Raw genomic sequence first — 17,552 nt, 5'->3', positions numbered from 1 at the left:
CGGGAACGGCAACTGCTAAACGCGGACAAAGGACAGTCTATTCCGCGCGTCGCCCACGCGCATGCTCCGGCCCCTTTCCGCGGATTGACCGCAACGCGTCCGCGCGGGGCCATTTGGTAAGATTGGCGCGGGTTTGCCGCTCGTTTGCAGCGCCTCGAGTCTCGCCCGTCCACCGCCGCCCCGCCCGGGCGGACGCACTGTTGCCTATGGATCGCCTGAATCTGATTGCATGTCATGAATGCGACGCACTGTTGCGCAAGCCGCGCGATTCCAATCACGCGAATGCGCGCTGCCCGCGTTGCGGCGCCGTGCTGTCGCGCTCGAGCTCGATCCACGTCGAGCGGATTGCCGCGCTCGCGATGGCGGCGCTGATCACGTTCCTCATCGCGCAGGGCTTTCCGATCGTCGAGCTCGAGTTGAACGGCATCACGTCGCAAACGACGCTGATGGGCGCGCTCGTGGCTCTTTGGAGCGAGGACATGCAGATCGTCGCCGTGCTCGTGTTCTGCTCGACGATCCTCTTTCCGCTCGTCGAGCTGACCTCGCTGCTCTATGTCCTGCTGCCTATCCGAGCCGGCGTCGTGCCGCCCGGCTTCCATTCCGTGCTGCGCGCGATTCAATTCGTGCGCCCCTGGGGCATGATCGAAGTGCTCATGCTCGGCATTCTCGTGACGATCGTTAAAATGACGAGCCTAGCCCGCGTCATTCCGGAAGCGGCGCTCTTTGCGTTCGGCGGGCTGACGCTGATGCTGGCTGTGGTCGTGATGTTCGATCCGCGTGTGCTCTGGGACATGGCCGATCGCCTGAACGCTCGCCAAGGCGACGCCCGGGCAGCGCGCGAGCGGCGCGCCGAGCACGCTGCGGCGGCCGCGGGAACGGCGCCTACGCGCATCGAGCCGCGATGAGATACGTCACGGCGGCAGCCGCGGGACTGATCGCTTGCCATGCGTGCGGCAACGTCGAGGCACGCCGCGCCGCCGGGCGCGGGCAGCACGCGGAGCGCGCCACGGCCGCGCACCAGCGCTGCTCGCGCTGCGGCACGGTGCTGCACCAGCGCAACCCGGACAGCATCATGCGAACGTGGGCCTTGCTGATCGCCGCGGCATTGCTCTATATCCCGGCCAATCTGCTGCCGATCCTGCACACGAGGTCGCTCTTCGGCGACGAAGACGACACGATCATGAGCGGCGTCGTCTACTTCTGGGTATCGGGAGACTGGCCGCTCGCGATCATCGTCTTCGTCGCCAGCATCCTCGTGCCGATGCTGAAGCTCGTCGTGCTGGCGCTGCTCGCGTTGACGGTGCAGCGCCGCTCGAGCTGGCGCACGCACGAGCGCGCGAGGCTTTATCGGATCATCGAGCATATCGGTCGCTGGTCGATGCTCGACGTATTCGTGATCACGCTGACCGTTGCGCTCGTGCGCTTCCGGTCGCTCGCCGTCATTACCGCGGGCTGGGGCGCGCTGGCGTTCGCCGCCGTCGTGGTGCTGACCATGATTGCATCGATGCAGTTCGACCCGCGCCTCATCTGGGACTGCGCCGATGAAGCAGAAGCCGGACGCACAGAAAGGAACCAGGACGCAACGACATGAATAGCCCGAATCAAGAGCCCGGCAATCCGCCAGGCGGCTCGAACGGCGGCTCGGGCCTTCCGCCCGATCTGCCGGAGCCGGTCACTGCCCGCCGCGGCGGCTGGCTGCCCTCGCTCGTCTGGGTCGTGCCGCTCATTGCGGCGCTGATCGGCATTGCGCTCGTCGTCAAGTCGGTCGTCGATCGCGGGCCGACCATCTCGATCAGCTTCGCGAACGCGGAGGGCCTCGAGGCCGCCAAGACGAAGGTCAAGTACAAGAACGTCGACATCGGTACCGTCAAGACGATCCGCCTCTCGAAGGACCATACGCGCGTCATCGTCGAAGTGCAGCTCACGAAGGAAGCGTCCGACTTCGCCGTCGAAGACACACGCTTCTGGATCGTGCGTCCGCGCATCGGCACGACCGGTGTGTCGGGCCTCGGCACGCTGCTTTCGGGGGCGTACATTGGCGTCGATCTGGGCCGCTCCCATAACGGAGAGACCGACTTCAACGGGCTTGAAACGCCGCCTGCGGTAACCGGTGACCAGCGCGGGCGGCGCTATACGCTGCAGGGCGATTCGCTCGGCTCGATCGATATCGGCTCGCCCGTCTACTATCGGCGCGTTCAGGTCGGGCAGGTTGTGGGCTTCTCGCTCGACAAGGATGGCAAGGGCGTCACGATACAGGTCTTCGTCGATGCGCCCTACGATCAGTACGTCGGCGAGAACTCGCGCTGGTGGCATGCGAGCGGTGTCGATTTGCGGCTCGATTCGAGCGGGCTCAAGCTCAATACGCAATCGCTCGCAACCGTCATCGTCGGCGGCCTCGCGTTCCAGTCTCCACCAGGGCAGGCGGTCGGGCAGGAAGCGCCAGACAATATGACTTTCCGCCTCGCGGGCAGCGAATCGGCCGCCATGCGCGAGCCGGACGGCCCGGCCTTCACGGTCGTCATGAACTTCAACCAATCGCTGCGAGGCCTCTCTCCGGGCGCCAGCGTCGACTTCCGCGGTATCGAGCTCGGCGAAGTCACGCAGATCGGCGTCGACTACGATGCCAAGACGCGCAGCATCACGATGCCCGTCACGATGAATCTCTATCCGAACCGGCTCGGCACGCGGTTCCGCGACGCGCTCGCGAAGACGGGTCCCAATGCCGACAAGACACTGCTGACGCAGCTCGTGGCGCGCGGCTTGCGCGGACAACTGCGCACCGGGAACCTGCTCACGAACCAGCTCTACGTGGCGCTCGACGTGTTCCCGAACGCGCCGCATATCGCGTTCAATCCCGACGCGACGCCGCTCACGCTGCCGACCGTGCCGAACACGCTCGAAGAACTGCAGGTTCAGTTGGCCGACATCGCGAGCAAGCTCGACAAAATCCCGTTCGACGAACTGAGCAAGAACCTGAACGGCACGTTGAAGAATGCCGACAGCCTCTTCAAGCGGCTCGACACGGAAGTCGCGCCGCAGGCGCGAGACACGCTTGCGGCCGCGCAAAAGACGTTCGGCGCCGCGCAGCAGACATTGCAGCAGGACTCGCCGATGCAGTCAGACGTGCATCAGGCGCTGACGCAACTCACGCAGACGCTGCAGTCGCTCAACGCGCTCGCCGATTACCTCGAACGCCACCCCGAATCGCTGCTGCGCGGCAAGGCAAAGGATACGAACCCGTGAAGTCCCTTCGACTCTCGCGCTCATACGGCGCCTATGTTCGCATCGCGCTTTGCGCGAGCGTGGCGGCATTGGCGGCTTGTGCCTCGCCGCCCGCCCATTTCTATACGCTCGGATCGGGCGGAGCGGGGTCGGCGTCCATGGCATCGACGGCATCGGCCGCGCCGGCGGCCGCCCCCGCCGCGGCGGCCGACCGTGCGACAAGCCCGGCCTTCTTGATCGAAGTGCCGCCCGTCGACGTCCCCACGCAAGTCGCGCGCAATCAGCTCGTGGTGCAAAAAGGCGGCTCGGGCGTCGACGTGCTCGAGCAAGAGCGATGGGTGTCGCCGCCGGCCGATGAAATCCGCCGCGCGCTCTCGGGCGATCTCGCGGCTCGCCTCGATACATTCGACGTCTATGGCGCGCCCTATCCGAACGTGGTGCCGGTCTACCGCATCACCGTCAACGTGCGGCGCTTCGATTCGTGGCTCGGCTCACGCGCGGTGCTCGATGCGGTGTGGAGCGTGCGCAAGGTGGGCAGCGAATCGGTGCTGACCTGCCATACGCTCGCGCAGGTCTCCGTCGGTCCCGGCTACGCCGCGCTCGTCGACGGACATCGGCAAGCCGTCGCGCAAATGGCCGACGAGATCGCCGCGGCTGTCCGGGCCGGCGCTTCCGGCCGCGGTGCGCCGTCGACGCCGAGCGGGCAATGCGCGACGGGCAAGCCATCATCCGGCAAGGTCGGCGCCGGCGCGGCGTAGCGCCTCCGCACGCACAGGAGCGGCTGACACTGACCGCTGGCGCCAGCGGACTGGATCGGCAGGGCTGGCGCGCCGCTCGCCTCGGGTGTGGACGACCGACCCGCGTACAATGACGGCTTTGCACGCAGGCCGCCGCTTTATGTCATCCCCCATGCCGTTCGATTTCTTCGCTCCCTGTCCGCGCGGTCTCGAAGCTGCACTTGCCGCCGAGCTCGCCGAGATCGGCGCGCGCCATCTCGCAGGAGCCGGCACGCCGCCCCTCGAGCAAGGCGCGCATGTGCCGGGCGGCGTCCACTTTCGCGGCGGCTGGGCGGCCGGAATGGCCGCCAATCTCCATTCGCGCATTGCAAGCCGCGTGCTGCTGAAAATCGCCGAGCGACCCTATCGCAACGAGCACGACATTTACGCTTTCGCGGCCGAGCAGGCATGGGAGAAATGGTTTTCGGCGAATGAAACGCTGCGCGTCGATCTGACCGCGATCAAATCGCCGCTGCGCAGCCTCGAATTCGCGACGCTGCGTGTGAAGGATGCGGTCTGCGATCGCCTGCGCAGCGTGAGCGGCGCGCGGCCGAGCGTCGATACGGCGCAACCTGACGTGCGCATCTTCGCCTTCCTCACGGCAAGCGAGTGCACGCTCTATCTCGATACTTCGGGCGATCCGCTCTTCAAGCGCGGCTGGCGGCTCGACAAAGGCGCGGCGCCATTGCGCGAGAACCTTGCGGCCGGCATCCTGCGTCAGACCGGCTGGGCGCCCGGCACGCCGCTTTACGATCCGATGTGCGGCAGCGGCACTTTCCTCGCCGAGGCCGCCCAAGTGGCGCTCGGCATCGCGCCGGGCGTCGATCGCCGCTTTGGGTTCGAGAAGCTGAAGCAATACGACATCGCGTCATGGCAAGCGTTGAAAGTCGCCGCGATCGATGCGAAACGCGCCGCGCGCGCTTCGCATCGCGACGATCTGCTCATCTTCGGCAGCGACATTTCAGGCGACATGCTCATCAAGGCGCGCGCGAACCTCGAGCGCGCGGGCCTGCCGCCGCTTCCCCTGAAGCAACTGGACGCGCGCGCCATCACGCCGCCCTCCGCGACGCCCGGCATCATCGTCGCGAATCCGCCTTATGGCGAGCGCATTGCCGTGCGCGGGCGCGGCCCGCGCGGCGAGACGCGCGAACGCGAGCGCGACGCGGACGAAGGATTCAGGCGCGCGCAACCCGACGCCCCGGACGCCGAGTTCTTTCACGCGTTCGGCGACGCGCTCAAGCAGCGCTTCGCCGGCTGGCGCGCCTTCGTGCTGACGGCCGATCGCAAGCTGCCGGGCCAGATGAGGTTGCGCGAGTCGACCAAGACGCCGCTTTTCAACGGCGCGCTCGAATGCCGGCTTTTTCGCTTCGATCTTGTCGCGGGCAGTGTGAAGGCTGCACGCGCCGACAACGCGGACGACGACGCGGCGAAACGCTGAGCGAGCCACCACCCAGCCCTCCTGCCTCACGTGCGAATCGCTCCCGCGCCTTCTTGATCTCGGCGACGGACGGGCGACGATCACGCGGTCTCAAGCAGTTCTGACAAACGGCAAAAGGACGCGGCCCGTCCGCCTGCCGACGCCATCGCCGCGGCGGACATCCTGCTGACAGAACGGTGTCAGCAGCGCTGTCTCAAAATCCGTCTCACTTCGCTGCGCCAGCCTGCCGTTCGGCGCCCGAACGTTGACCTTGCGGCACCTGCCGCTCTCGATGGAGACTGCCATGACTGCTGCTACTGCTACCGCTACTGCCACGCGCGTGATCAATTGGTTCGAAATCCCGACCATCGATTTCGAGCGTGCCGTTCGTTTCTATGAAGCCGTTCTCGACGCGGACTTGCCGCGCGAGGTCATCGGCGGTGTGCCGATGGCACTCTTCGCGCACGACGACGACGCAACGGGCGGCTGCATCGTCCACAACCCCGGCCAGATGCGCCCGGCCGAAAACAATGCGGGCGTGCTCGTCTACCTGAATGCGGAGCCGTCGGTCCAAGCCGCGCTGAATCGCGTCGCGAAAGCGGGCGGCAAGCAAGTCGGCTCGCTGGTGGAGCTGCCGAACAATTACGGCTATATTGGCTTCTTCCTCGACAGCGAGGGCAACAGGGTGGGACTCCACTCGACGACACTGCGCTGATCACCCGACTGCCATGAGCCGCCGCGCCGATCGTCTGTTTCAAATCGCCGAGCTGTTGCGCGGCCGTCGCTTGACGACTGCGCAGCAACTCGCCGAGTGGCTCAGCGTCTCGCCGCGCACCGTCTACCGGGACGTACGCGACTTGCAGCTATCGGGCGTGCCCATCGAGGGCGAGGCCGGCATCGGCTACCGGCTGAGCCGCTCGGCGAGCCTGCCGCCGCTCATGTTCACGGCCGATGAGCTGGCCGCCCTGGCGGCCGGCGCGCGCATGATCGAGACGTGGGGCGGCATGGGACTGGCGAGCGGCGCGAGAAGCGCGCTCGCGAAAATCGCCTCGGCCATGCCGGCCGACAAGCGGGCGACGATCGAGCGCCTTGCGGTATTCGCGCCTTCCTATCGTGTGAACCGGCAGTTTTCCGAAAACATCGATGCGCTGCATCGCGCCGTGGACAGGCACCACGTCGTCAGCATGTCTTACGAGGACAAGAAAGGCGCACGGACTCAGCGGCGCATCTGGCCGCTCAGCCTCGTCTACTGGGGCGGACAATGGACGGTCGGGGCGTGGTGCGAGCTGCGCTCGGACTTCCGCAACTTCGACATCTCCCGCATGACCGACGTGACGCCGCAAGAGCCGTTTCCCGACATGGAGGGGCGACGGCTCGCCGACTATATGAGGCGTGTAGAGACGCCGTCGGCTTAGCCGCTCGGAGCATCCCTGCCGGCGTCCCAAGGCCCCTTGTCAGAGGCCATCCTGTCCATCCGTCCGAATTCCCACCCAGCTGATCGATTGCGCTGCTCCGCGCGACTATTCTTGCCGTTCTTCGACTAGACAGATATACGGCAACGCCGTATGATGCGAATGTACACGGTCATCGAAACTGAGACGTTCGTGCAGTACACGCACGGCCTGTGGCGCGAAAACGAACGTGAGGCGCTTGTCACGTGGCTCGCGCATAACCCATTCGCGGGCGACGTCATCTCCGGAACCGGCGGCTTGCGTAAGATTCGCTGGAGCCGCAGTGGCATGGGTAAGCGCGGTGGCGCTCGCGTGATCTACTACAACCTACTCGATAACGGTCAGATCTGGCTGCTGATCGGTTATACGAAATCTAAATTTGACAATTTGCCGAGCGCATTCCTGAACGCGCTGCGCGAAGAGGTTGAGCGATGGACAAAGAACTAGAGCAATTTCAAGCCGACTTGCTGAAGTCGGTCCGAGACATGAAGGCGGGCAGGGCTGCTCGAGTAACGAAAGTCGAACCAACTGTGGCATCGCTTGCTCGAACCAAGGTAGGGCTATCGCAAAGCGCGTTCGCGGCACTGCTGGGCGTATCGGTGCGGACGCTACAAGACTGGGAACAAGGTCGCCGCGAACCGACCGGGGCAGCGCAGACGCTGTTGCGCGTGGCTGCAGCCCACCCGGAAGCATTGCGCGACCTTCAATCTTCATGAGTCGCCGCCTGGCGAGACAGGACGCGCGGAGCTGCCGCGGCGCTCCGCCCCCCCCGTCACTCCACCGACTTCACCATATCCTCGATGACCTTCTTCGCATCGCCGAAGACCATCATCGTCTTGTCCATGTAGAAGAGATCGTTGTCGAGCCCCGCATAGCCGGCTGCCATCGACCGTTTGTTGACGATCACCGTGCGCGCCTTGTAGGCCTCGATGATCGGCATGCCGGCAATCGGCGATTTCGGATCGTTCTTCGCGGCGGGGTTCACCACGTCGTTCGCGCCGAGCACGAGCACGACGTCGGTCTGCCCGAACTCGTTATTGATGTCTTCCATCTCGAAGACAAGGTCGTACGGCACTTCCGCTTCTGCGAGCAGCACGTTCATGTGCCCCGGCATCCGGCCCGCCACGGGGTGAATCGCATAGCGCACGTCGACGCCCTTCTCGATGAGCTTGTCCGTCAACTCTTTCAGCGCGTGCTGAGCGCGTGCCACCGCGAGCCCGTAGCCGGGCACGATGACGATCGTCTCGGCATTGCCGAGCATGAACGCGGCGTCTTCGGCCGAGCCCGATTTGACGGGCCGCTGCTCGCCGCCGCCCGTGGCCGTCGCCCCCGGCTCGGCCCCAAAGCCGCCCAGCAGCACGTTGAAGAACGACCGGTTCATCGCATGGCACATGATGTACGAGAGGATCGCGCCCGATGAGCCGACGAGCGAGCCCGCCACGATGAGCATTGCGTTGTTCAGCGAAAAGCCGATGCCGGCCGCCGCCCATCCGGAGTACGAGTTCAGCATCGAAACGACGACGGGCATATCCGCGCCGCCGATCGGAATGATGATGAGCACGCCCAACGCAAACGCGATGAGCGTCATGATGATGAACGGCAGCCACGACTGCGTGAGAAAGAAGATGATGCCGAAGCCGAGCATGGCGAGCGCGAGCATCAGGTTCAGCAGATGCTGCCCGGGGTAGACGACAGGCGCGCCTTGAAAGAGGCGGAACTTGTACTTACCCGAGAGCTTGCCGAACGCGATGACCGAGCCCGAGAACGTGATGGCGCCGACGAACGTGCCGATGAAAAGTTCGATCCGGTTGCCGTACGGCAGAAAGCCCGCGTAGGGCGCGTCAGGCGGCACGAGCCCGAAAGCCGCCGGCTCGTAGACGACGGCGTAGGCAATCGCCACGGCAGCCAAACCGATCAGCGAGTGCATCGCCGCGACGAGCTCGGGCATTTTCGTCATTTCGACGCGCGCGGCCACGAACGCGCCGATCGCCCCGCCGACGACGAGCGCGGCAAAGAGCAGCCCGAGCCCCAGCCCGAGATTCGAGCCGAACAGCGCCGCCTGCTTGACGATGAGCGCGACCGTCGTGAGGATCGCGATCGCCATCCCCACCATGCCGAAGAGGTTGCCCGCCCGCGCACTCTTCGGATTCGAAAGCCCCTTCAAGGCCTGAATGAAGCAGATCGATGCAAGCAGATAGAGGAGCGTAACGACGTTCATGCTCATTTATGCGCCCTCCTTCGTTAGCTTCTTCGGCTCTTTCTTCTTGAACATTTCGAGCATGCGGCGCGTCACCAGAAAGCCGCCGAACACGTTGACGGCGGCGAGCAGCACCGCGAGCGTGCCGAAGAACTTGCCGGGGCCGCCCACGGTCAAGCCCGTGGCGAGCATCGCCCCGACGATGACGATCGCCGAGATCGCGTTCGTCACGGCCATGAGCGGCGTATGCAGCGCGGGCGTGACGTTCCAGACCACGTGGTAGCCGACATAGACGGCCAACACGAAGATGATCAGATTGATGACCGTGTGATTGATCACTTCCATCGTCGCTTCTCCTTAGCCTTATTCGCGCTCGGAATCACGCGCTGCGTGCAAGCGCGCCGTCGCGGGTCAACAGCGTCGCCGCGACGATGTCGTCCGCCATGTCGATATTGAGCGTCCCCTCTTTCGTCACGATCAGTTTCAGGAAGTCGAAGAGGTTGCGCGCATACAGCGAAGAGGCGTCGGCCGCGACCATCGCGGGCAGGTTGGTATGCCCGACGATCGTGACGCCATGCTTCGTCACGACCTTGTCCGGCTCAGTCAGCGGGCAGTTTCCGCCGCGCATGCCGGGCGCCCCAGGCAACCCGGGCCCGCGGCCCGCGGCGAGATCGACGATGACGGAGCCGGGACGCATCGCCTCGACCGTCTCGGCCGAAATCAACGTCGGCGCATCGCGCCCGGGAATCAGCGCCGTCGTGATGACGATGTCCGATTGCTTCGCGCGCTCGTGCACCGCCGTCGCCTGACGCGCGAGCCAGCTCGCCGGCATCGGCCGCGCATAGCCGCCCACTCCCTCCGCGGCTTCGCGCTCTTCCTGCGTCTCGTAAGGAACGTCGATGAACTTGCCTCCGAGCGATTCGATCTGCTCCTTCACGGCCGGCCGCACGTCGGACGCTTCGATGACGGCACCGAGCCGACGCGCGGTCGCGATTGCCTGCAGCCCCGCCACGCCGGCCCCGAGCACGAGCAGGCGCGCGGCCTTCACCGTGCCGGCAGCCGTCATCAGCATCGGCAAAAACCGAGGATAAAGATCGGCGGCGATCAGCACTGCCTTGTAGCCGGCGATGTTCGCCTGCGAGGACAGTACGTCCAGGCTTTGCGCGCGCGTCGTGCGCGGCGCGGCTTCGAGCGCGAAGGCCGTGACGCCGGCGGCGGCGAGACGGGCGGCGTTTTCCGTATTGAACGGCTCGAGCATCCCGACGAGCACGGCGCCGCGCTTCATGGTCGCGAGTTCGCTTTCGACGGGCGATTGGACTTTGAGAACGAGCTCGGCGCCGAATGCCGTCGCGGCATCGACGAGCTCGGCACCGGCGGCGGCGAACGCCTCGTCGGTAAAGCTCGCGGCGCTGCCCGCCCCTCGCTCGACCGTGACGCGATGCCCTGCGGTGACGTACTTCTTGATCGTCTCGGGCGTCGCGGCCACGCGCGCTTCGTGCGCGCGCGTCTCGGCTGGCACTCCGATATGCATCGTGGAATCCTCCTCACCTTCTCGTTGTTCAAGTGCTGCGAAGACTGAAGACTGGCCGACGATGCTGCGCCGGCTCATCTCGAGATACACGGCTTGCACGACTCATTCGGTACGAACGCGCTCGAATCGCATGCCGCAGCCCGTTCCGGCGGACTGTCGGCCTCTCGCTCGAGGCGCGCTGAAGCGTCACTTTAACCGAAGTTGCCCGGTGCGAACGAATTCGGTTCGGATCGCAGCTCGTTGGGTCTCCGTGGCACCTGCGGCGTCCGACGTCTTGCCCCCGGTTCGGCGCGTCGGGCAGGGTTCTTCCGCAAACGGTAAAATACGCACCCATGAAACAGGAACGCTGGACGCCTCATGTAACGGTGGCGGCCGTCGTGGAGCGCGATGGCCGGTTTCTCGTCGTCGAGGAAGAAACGGCCGACGGCTTGCGCATCAACCAGCCGGCGGGACACCTCGAAGCCGGCGAAACGCTCGTCGAGGCGGTCATGCGCGAGACGCTCGAGGAAACGGCCCACGCGTTCGCGCCCGAGGCGCTCGTCGGCGCCTACATGACCTACATCGGGAAGCCCGGCGGCGGCGCCACCTACCTGCGTTTCACATTTTGCGGGGCGAGCGCGGCCGAAGGCGAAGCACGAGCGCTCGACGAGGGCATCGTTCGCGCACTCTGGCTCACGGCCGATGAGCTGCGCGCCTGCCGCGCGAGGCATCGCACGCCGCTCGTGCTGCGCTCGCTCGAAGACTACCTGGCAGGGCGGCGTTTCCCGCTCGACTTCGTGCATACGCATTCGGTCGGGCCAACGGGCGCTCAGTGACGCTGCGCCGTACCGATCGTCCCGTCCGGACGGGACGCGAGGCCATCGGCAAGGCCATCCGGGCATCGGGAATCAAACACCAGGCAGATCAATGAGCAAGCAAAGGGTCGTAGTGGGAATGTCGGGCGGCGTCGATTCGTCGGTGACCGCATGGCTTCTCAAGGAAGCCGGCTATGAAGTCGTCGGCCTCTTCATGAAGAACTGGGAAGACGACGACGACAGCGAGTACTGCTCGACCCGGCAGGACTGGATCGACGTCGTCTCAGTCGCCGATCTGATCGGCATCGACGTCGAGGCCGTCAACTTCGCGGCCGAGTACAAGGATCGCGTTTTCGCCGAATTCCTGCGCGAGTACTCGGCCGGCCGCACGCCCAATCCGGACGTGCTCTGCAACGCCGAAATCAAGTTCAAGGCGTTCCTCGATCACGCGATGTCCCTCGGTGCGGAAACGATCGCGACGGGCCACTACGCTCGCGTGCGCGAAGTCGATGGTCGCTTCGAGCTGCTCAAGGCCAAAGACCATACGAAAGACCAATCGTACTTTTTGCACCGGCTCAATCAGTCGCAGCTTTCGAAAACGCTCTTTCCGCTCGGCGAGATCCCGAAGACTCAGGTGCGCGCGCTCGCCGAGCAAATCGGCCTGCCCAACGCGAAGAAGAAGGACTCGACGGGAATCTGCTTCATCGGCGAGCGGCCTTTCCGCGAGTTCCTCAACCGCTATCTGCCGACTCGCCCGGGACCGATGAAGACGCCCGACGGGGCGATCGTCGGCGAGCATATCGGGCTCGCGTTCTACACGTTCGGACAGCGCAAGGGCATCGGCCTCGGCGGCAGCAAGACCGGTAGCGGCGAGCCGTGGTTCGTCGCGGGCAAGGACATGGCCGCGAATACGCTCTACGTCGTGCAGGGCCACGATCATCCCTGGCTGCTCTCGCAAACGCTCGTGGCCGGCAACGTGAGCTGGGTTGCCGGCGAGGCGCCTTTGAGCGGCGCGCGGCTCGCGGCCAAGACGCGCTATCGCCAGACCGATGCCGCCTGCACTTTCGGCGGCGAGACGCCGGCGCCAAGCGCGGACGGCGCATTCACGTTCGCGCTCTCGTTCGATGCCCCGCAATGGGCTGTGACGCCCGGTCAATCGGCCGTGCTGTACGACGGCGAAGTCTGCCTTGGGGGCGGCATTATCGAAAAAGCGAGCGCATCCGCCGAGACCACGAAAAATCTGCTTACCGCTCAATTGCAAACGACCTGACATCGGACCCGATTAAAATCACGGACTTTCGAGCGGCCATCGCCGCCCAGGAGCCCCCCGATGTTCTCTCGACGCTACTTCGCCGTCTGGTGCGCGCTTCTGCTCGCCGCGGCATGCGCCTTCTTCGCCGCGAAACATGGGATCTCGTGGGGGTGGTTGCTCGTGCCGCTCGCTCTGATCGCGCTCGGCGTCTTCGATCTCAGGCAGCAGCGTCACAGCATTCTGCGCAACTATCCGATAGCAGGCCACCTGCGCTTCTTCTTCGAGTTCATCCGCCCCGAGATCCGCCAATACTTCGTCGAGGACGATACCGAGGAAAAGCCGTTTTCGCGCGCGCAGCGCAGCATCGTCTATCAGCGCGCGAAGAACGAGCCCGACAGCCGCCCTTACGGCACGGAGCTCGACGTGCGGGCGGTCGGACATGAATGGATCAGCCACTCGCTGTCACCGACGAAAATAGAGAGCCCCGACTTTCGCATCGTCGTCGGTCATGACCGCGCCCAGCCGTACTCGATGTCGATCTTCAATATTTCGGCGATGAGCTTCGGCGCATTGTCGGCCAATGCGATCCGCGCGCTCAATCTTGGTGCGAAAAAAGGCGGCTTCGCGCATGACACGGGCGAAGGCTCGCTTTCGAAATATCACCGCGAACATGGCGGCGACATCATCTGGGAAATCGCCTCGGGCTATTTTGGCTGCCGCCGCGACGACGGCGGCTTCGATCCCGACAAGTTCGCGAAGCAGGCAAGCGATCCGCAAGTGAAGATGATCGAGATCAAACTGTCGCAGGGCGCGAAACCCGGACACGGCGGCGTGCTGCCGGCCGCGAAGGTGACACCGGAGATCGCTGAAGCGCGCGGCGTGCCGATGGGCCGCGACTGCGTCTCGCCGGCCGCGCACAGCGAGTTCAAGACGCCGCGCGGATTGCTGGAATTCCTCGAGCGACTGCGAACCCTGTCGGGCGGCAAGCCGACCGGCTTCAAGCTCTGCATCGGCCACCCGTGGGAGTTCTTCGGCATCGCGAAGGCAATGCTCGAGACCGGGATCGTGCCGGACTTCATCGTCGTCGACGGCGCCGAAGGCGGCACCGGCGCGGCGCCGCTCGAGTTCACCGATCACATCGGTGTGCCGCTGCAAGAAGGGCTCCTGCTCGTGCACAACACGCTCGTCGGCATCGGCTTGCGCGATCGGATACGCATCGGCGCAAGCGGCAAGATGATCACGGCCTTCGATATCGCACGCACGCTCGCAATCGGCGCCGACTGGGTCAACTCGGCGCGCGGCTTCATGTTTGCCGTCGGCTGCATCCAGGCGCAGACCTGCCATACGGGACGCTGCCCGACCGGTGTCGCGACGCAAGATCCGGTGCGTCAGCGCGCGCTCGTCGTGCCCGACAAGGCGGAGCGTGTTTACCACTTCCACCGCAATACGCTCCATGCGCTGCTCGAGCTTGTCCAGGCGGCGGGCATCGAGCATCCGTCGCAATTGCGCGCGCACCACATCGTCCGCCGTGTGTCCTCCCACGAGGTACGGCTGATGTCGGACCTGCTCAAGTATCTCGAGCCGAACGACCTCGCCAACGGCAACTATCGCTATTCGCTCTACGAGAAGTGGTGGCCCGTCGCGCGCAGCGATTCATTCGCACCCAAGGCGCTTGCACCGGCGCTTTCTTAGGCGCGCTCGCCGCACTATCGGTTCGACCGCCCGCTCGCTGTCGAATGGTCATTGTCGAGCGGACGAGCTCCGTTCTCGATAGGAGCAGCGCGCCGCCGCCACGCGCGCTCGAGGGCACCGGCGAACAAGTCGACAACGACTCCAATGGCGACGAGGACGACAAGCGCCGCATAGACGCCGCCCGCGTTGAACTGCTGGACCGCGCGCGCGATGAGAAAGCCGATCCCGGAACGCGCGACGAAGCATTCGCCGAGTACGGCACCGGCGAGCGCGAGCCCGCACCGCCAGCGCACCGTCTCGAACGCGGGCCGGCTCGCGCGCGCGTCGGCAAACGCCACGAGGAACACGAGTATCGTGGCGAATGCCGCTCTCGCAGCTATCCCGAAGCCAAGCCCGAGCCCCAGTGCCCCTGCAAGCGCGACGACGGGTGCAGGCCGCAAAAGCCATACGAATAGCGCGAAGACGTCGCCACGCAGCGTGCCGGCGCGAAACAAGAAAGCGCAAGCCGCGCCGAGAATCGATCCTGCCGCAACGCCGAGCGCCGCTTCCGCGAGCGTCACGCCGACATGGACAGCGAGCGGCCCATTCGACGTGCCGCCGTGCCACCAGTCGAAAAGCTGATAGGCGAGAGCCGAAGGGCGCGAGACGAAGAAGGGATCGACCCATCCGCGCCGCGAAGCGAGCTCCCACCCGAACGCAAAAAGGACGACTAGCCCAAGCGTGATTGCCCAGGCGAGCAGACGCTTTGGTCTGATCAAAGACAAAGACCGCCGCCCGGCCATGGCGACCCCGATCCGGCCCGAGGCGCTCGGGCGCGCAGACGACGCGTCGGTCCTATCGGGCATGCTCTCTCCTTGCGATAGACCTCGGCCTGGCACGTTCGGACGCGCCACGGCACGACGAGCGCCCGAGCCGCGTGCTCAGGCGGGAATCGTATCGATGAAAGACTGTCGCTGCGAGAGCTTGGCAAAGTGCTTTTCGAGATTCGAATGCTTCTCGCGCCAGTTGAGCTCGGGCATGCGGAAATCGAGATATCCCAGCGCGCAGCCTACCGCCACGTCGGCCAGCGTGAAGTGGTTGTTCGAGCACCACGGCTTGCCGGCGAGCCCCTGCGAGATGGCGTCGAGCCCCTCGTCGACCTTGCGCTGCTGCCGCGCGATCCAGCTCTCGCTGCGCTCGCCCTCGTTGCGCAGCGTCGATTCCAGCCGGATCAGCACGGCCGCTTCGAGCACACCGTCGGCAAGCGCTTCCCAGCAGCGCACTTCGACGCGTTCGCGGCCCGATTGCGGAATCAGCCGGCCGACGGGCGAAAGCGTATCGACATATTCGCAGATGACGCGCGAATCGAAGACGGCCTCCCCATCCTCCATGACGAGGCATGGCACCTTGCCGATCGGATTGAACGTATGAATGGTCGTATCCGGCGCCCAGACGTTTTCGAGCACCAACTGGTAGTCGATCTTCTTTTCTGCGAGCACGATGCGCGCTTTGCGCACGAAGGGACTCGCGAGCGAACCGATTAGTTTGATCATCTGCTTTCTCTGGAGTGCGACCGAGAGTATACCGTCGCCCACGATCATAACCGCGGACATGCCCGCCATAATATCGGCCCTCCCGGCAGCTGCGCGCGTATCGGTGTCGGCCCGACGCAACAACTCACCGCTCGCCGGCCTGGCTCTGGCCGTTGCCGGCCCGCGACTGCCGCGCCGCCGTTCGTCGATGGTCGCGCGGCGAGAGCCCCATTCGAATAGGGCGGTACAATCGAACGATGAATGAGCCAGCCGAATCTTCCATCGCCATCCCCGAGGCCGTCTACCGGGCGCGCCGCGAACGCGTGTTGGCCGCGTTGCGCGCGGCCGGCGGCGGCGTCGCCGTCGTTCCGACGGCCCCCGAAGTCCCGCGCAATCGCGACACGGACTATCCGTACCGCCACGACAGCTATTTCTACTACCTGACGGGCTTTTCCGAGCCGCAGGCGCTCGTCGTGCTCGACGCCGATGCCGATGTCGGGGCGGGCGAGCCTGCTTCGATCTTGTTTTGCCGGACGAAAAACGCGGAGCGCGAGACCTGGGAAGGCTTCCACTATGGTCCCGAAGCGGCGCGCGAGGCCTTCGGCTTCGACGCCGCATTCCCGATCGAAGGAGTCGATGCCGAACTGCCGCGCCTCCTCGCCGATGCGTCGGCGCTGCACTATGCGTTCGGCCGCTCGGCCGAGCTCGACTCGCAGGTGCGCGGCTGGCTCGACGCCGTGCGTGCGCAAAGCAGGAGCGGCGTGGCCGCGCCCGCAACGCTCGCTGACATCACGCCCCTTCTCGACGACATGCGGCTCGTGAAGGACGAGCACGAGCTGGCGCTGATGCGACGCGCCGCGCGGATCTCGGCCGAGGCGCATCGGCGCGCGATGGCAACCTGTCGCCCCGGCATGCGCGAGTACGAGCTCGAGGCCGAGTTGCTGTACACGTTCCGCCGCCGCGGCGCGCAATCGCCGGCCTACGGCTCCATCGTGGCCGCCGGCGCCAACGCCTGCGTGCTGCACTACCCCGCCGGCAACGCGATATTGCGCGACGGCGACCTCGTGCTCATCGACGCCGCCTGCGAGCTGGACGGCTACGCATCGGACATCACGCGCACGTTCCCGGCAAGCGGACGTTTCTCTCCCGCGCAACGCGAGCTTTACGATATCGTGCTCGCGGCCCAACAGGCAGCCGTCGACGCCACGCGCGCCGGTGCGAACTTCGAAGCCCCGCACGACGCGGCCGTGCGCGTGCTCGCGCAGGGACTGCTCGATACGGGCATCATCGCGCGCGACAAGTTCTCGGCGGTCGACGATGTGATTGCCGAGCGCGCCTACGCGCGCTTTTACATGCATCGGACGGGGCACTGGATCGGCATGGACGTGCACGACTGCGGCGACTATCGCGAGCGCGACGCCGAGCGGAACGACCAAGGCGCATTGCCCTGGCGAACGCTGCGCCCGTCGATGACGCTCACGATCGAACCCGGACTTTACGTGCGCGCCGCGGAGGACATACCCGAGCGCTACTGGAACGTCGGCATCCGGATCGAAGACGACGCGATCGTGACCGAGACCGGCTGCGAGCTCATCACGCGCGACGTACCCGTGCGCGCCGATGAAATCGAGGCGCTGATGCGCGACGGCGACACCGCTCGGAAAAAGGCGTGACGCCGAAATTTCGGCCGATGGCGGACTCTCTTCGAT

Annotated in this window: 17 protein-coding genes and 1 pseudogene; 13 read left to right on the top strand and 5 right to left on the bottom strand. The window is 65.5% G+C overall.

Annotation, left to right across the window (positions count from 1 at the left end; all coding sequences use genetic code 11):
- The first annotated feature begins 206 nt into the window (after nt 1–206).
- The 9 genes and pseudogenes from AB4Y31_RS00895 to AB4Y31_RS00855 all read left to right on the top strand — a co-directional run bounded on the left by AB4Y31_RS00895 (nt 207) and on the right by AB4Y31_RS00855 (nt 7,582).
- Nucleotides 207–905, top strand: a complete 699-nt coding sequence (locus tag AB4Y31_RS00895) for a paraquat-inducible protein A (protein ID WP_368672301.1) — start codon at nt 207–209, stop codon at nt 903–905.
- Nucleotides 902–1,591: a paraquat-inducible protein A gene (locus AB4Y31_RS00890; protein WP_368672300.1), complete on the top strand. Its 690-nt coding sequence runs from the start codon at nt 902–904 to the stop codon at nt 1,589–1,591. Before AB4Y31_RS00895 ends, AB4Y31_RS00890 begins: the two co-directional genes overlap by 4 nt.
- Nucleotides 1,588–3,243 carry an intermembrane transport protein PqiB gene (locus tag AB4Y31_RS00885; RefSeq protein WP_368672299.1) on the top strand — a complete coding sequence of 552 codons (1,656 nt, stop codon included), beginning with the start codon at nt 1,588–1,590 and terminating at the stop codon, nt 3,241–3,243. Before AB4Y31_RS00890 ends, AB4Y31_RS00885 begins: the two co-directional genes overlap by 4 nt.
- 41 nt (nt 3,244–3,284) lie before the next feature.
- The gene (locus AB4Y31_RS00880; protein ID WP_368673411.1) at nt 3,285–3,980 is read left to right on the top strand and encodes a membrane integrity-associated transporter subunit PqiC; all 696 of its coding nucleotides are present in this window, start codon (nt 3,285–3,287) and stop codon (nt 3,978–3,980) included.
- A 139-nt stretch (nt 3,981–4,119) separates the two neighbouring features.
- Complete coding sequence (locus AB4Y31_RS00875; protein WP_368672298.1) at nt 4,120–5,436, top strand: class I SAM-dependent RNA methyltransferase; 1,317 nt, start codon at nt 4,120–4,122, stop codon at nt 5,434–5,436.
- Between the two features lie 283 nt (nt 5,437–5,719).
- Complete coding sequence (locus tag AB4Y31_RS00870) at nt 5,720–6,130, top strand: VOC family protein (RefSeq protein ID WP_368672297.1); 411 nt, start codon at nt 5,720–5,722, stop codon at nt 6,128–6,130.
- A gap of 10 nt (nt 6,131–6,140) precedes the next feature.
- A pseudogene (locus AB4Y31_RS00865) lies at nt 6,141–6,830 on the top strand (helix-turn-helix transcriptional regulator); the annotation flags it as partial.
- Nucleotides 6,831–6,989: 159 nt separating this feature from the next.
- Nucleotides 6,990–7,313 (top strand): transcriptional regulator, encoded by a 324-nt coding sequence (locus AB4Y31_RS00860; protein ID WP_368673410.1) that lies wholly within the window; start codon nt 6,990–6,992, stop codon nt 7,311–7,313.
- A complete protein-coding gene (locus AB4Y31_RS00855) occupies nt 7,298–7,582 on the top strand; it encodes a helix-turn-helix domain-containing protein (protein ID WP_368672296.1) in 285 nt (94 codons plus the stop codon). The genes AB4Y31_RS00860 and AB4Y31_RS00855 overlap by 16 nt, the downstream gene beginning before the upstream one ends.
- Before the next feature lie 56 nt (nt 7,583–7,638).
- On the opposite strand, the gene AB4Y31_RS00850 is transcribed toward AB4Y31_RS00855, so the two are convergent.
- Genes AB4Y31_RS00850 through AB4Y31_RS00840 form a run of 3 tightly spaced genes read right to left on the bottom strand, consistent with a single transcriptional unit; the run spans nt 7,639 to nt 10,594 of the window.
- Nucleotides 7,639–9,090 carry an NAD(P)(+) transhydrogenase (Re/Si-specific) subunit beta gene (locus tag AB4Y31_RS00850; RefSeq protein ID WP_368672295.1) on the bottom strand — a complete coding sequence of 484 codons (1,452 nt, stop codon included), beginning with the start codon at nt 9,088–9,090 and terminating at the stop codon, nt 7,639–7,641.
- A complete protein-coding gene (locus tag AB4Y31_RS00845; RefSeq protein ID WP_107150313.1) occupies nt 9,091–9,408 on the bottom strand; it encodes a proton-translocating transhydrogenase family protein in 318 nt (105 codons plus the stop codon). It lies immediately after the preceding gene.
- 34 nt (nt 9,409–9,442) lie between these two features.
- On the bottom strand, nt 9,443–10,594 hold the full coding sequence (locus AB4Y31_RS00840; RefSeq protein WP_368672294.1) for a Re/Si-specific NAD(P)(+) transhydrogenase subunit alpha: 1,152 nt from the start codon (nt 10,592–10,594) through the stop codon (nt 9,443–9,445).
- 332 nt (nt 10,595–10,926) lie between these two features.
- Between AB4Y31_RS00840 and AB4Y31_RS00835 the strand changes: the two genes are divergently transcribed.
- The 3 genes from AB4Y31_RS00835 (at nt 10,927) to AB4Y31_RS00825 (ending at nt 14,332) form a co-directional block, all read left to right on the top strand.
- Complete coding sequence (locus AB4Y31_RS00835; protein WP_368672293.1) at nt 10,927–11,409, top strand: NUDIX hydrolase; 483 nt, start codon at nt 10,927–10,929, stop codon at nt 11,407–11,409.
- A 91-nt stretch (nt 11,410–11,500) separates the two neighbouring features.
- Nucleotides 11,501–12,658: a tRNA 2-thiouridine(34) synthase MnmA gene (mnmA, locus tag AB4Y31_RS00830; RefSeq protein WP_368672292.1), complete on the top strand. Its 1,158-nt coding sequence runs from the start codon at nt 11,501–11,503 to the stop codon at nt 12,656–12,658.
- A gap of 60 nt (nt 12,659–12,718) precedes the next feature.
- Complete coding sequence (locus AB4Y31_RS00825; protein WP_368672291.1) at nt 12,719–14,332, top strand: FMN-binding glutamate synthase family protein; 1,614 nt, start codon at nt 12,719–12,721, stop codon at nt 14,330–14,332.
- Between the two features lie 14 nt (nt 14,333–14,346).
- Here the strand turns inward: AB4Y31_RS00825 and AB4Y31_RS00820 are convergent, their stop codons facing one another.
- Nucleotides 14,347–15,177, bottom strand: coding sequence for an ABC transporter permease (locus tag AB4Y31_RS00820; RefSeq protein WP_368672290.1), 831 nt, complete (start codon nt 15,175–15,177; stop codon nt 14,347–14,349).
- A 75-nt stretch (nt 15,178–15,252) separates the two neighbouring features.
- Complete coding sequence (locus AB4Y31_RS00815) at nt 15,253–15,864, bottom strand: glutathione S-transferase family protein (protein ID WP_026229534.1); 612 nt, start codon at nt 15,862–15,864, stop codon at nt 15,253–15,255.
- Nucleotides 15,865–16,100: 236 nt separating this feature from the next.
- Here AB4Y31_RS00815 and AB4Y31_RS00810 point away from each other — a divergent pair, with 236 nt between their 5' ends.
- Complete coding sequence (locus AB4Y31_RS00810; protein ID WP_368672289.1) at nt 16,101–17,516, top strand: aminopeptidase P N-terminal domain-containing protein; 1,416 nt, start codon at nt 16,101–16,103, stop codon at nt 17,514–17,516.
- Nucleotides 17,517–17,552: the final 36 nt, after the last annotated feature.

The sequence above is a fragment of the Trinickia sp. EG282A genome, from assembly GCF_040965455.1.
Classification (GTDB): domain Bacteria; phylum Pseudomonadota; class Gammaproteobacteria; order Burkholderiales; family Burkholderiaceae; genus Trinickia; species Trinickia symbiotica.
Note: the sequence above shows the minus strand (reverse complement) of the source record. Positions and strands in the feature narration are given on the sequence as shown.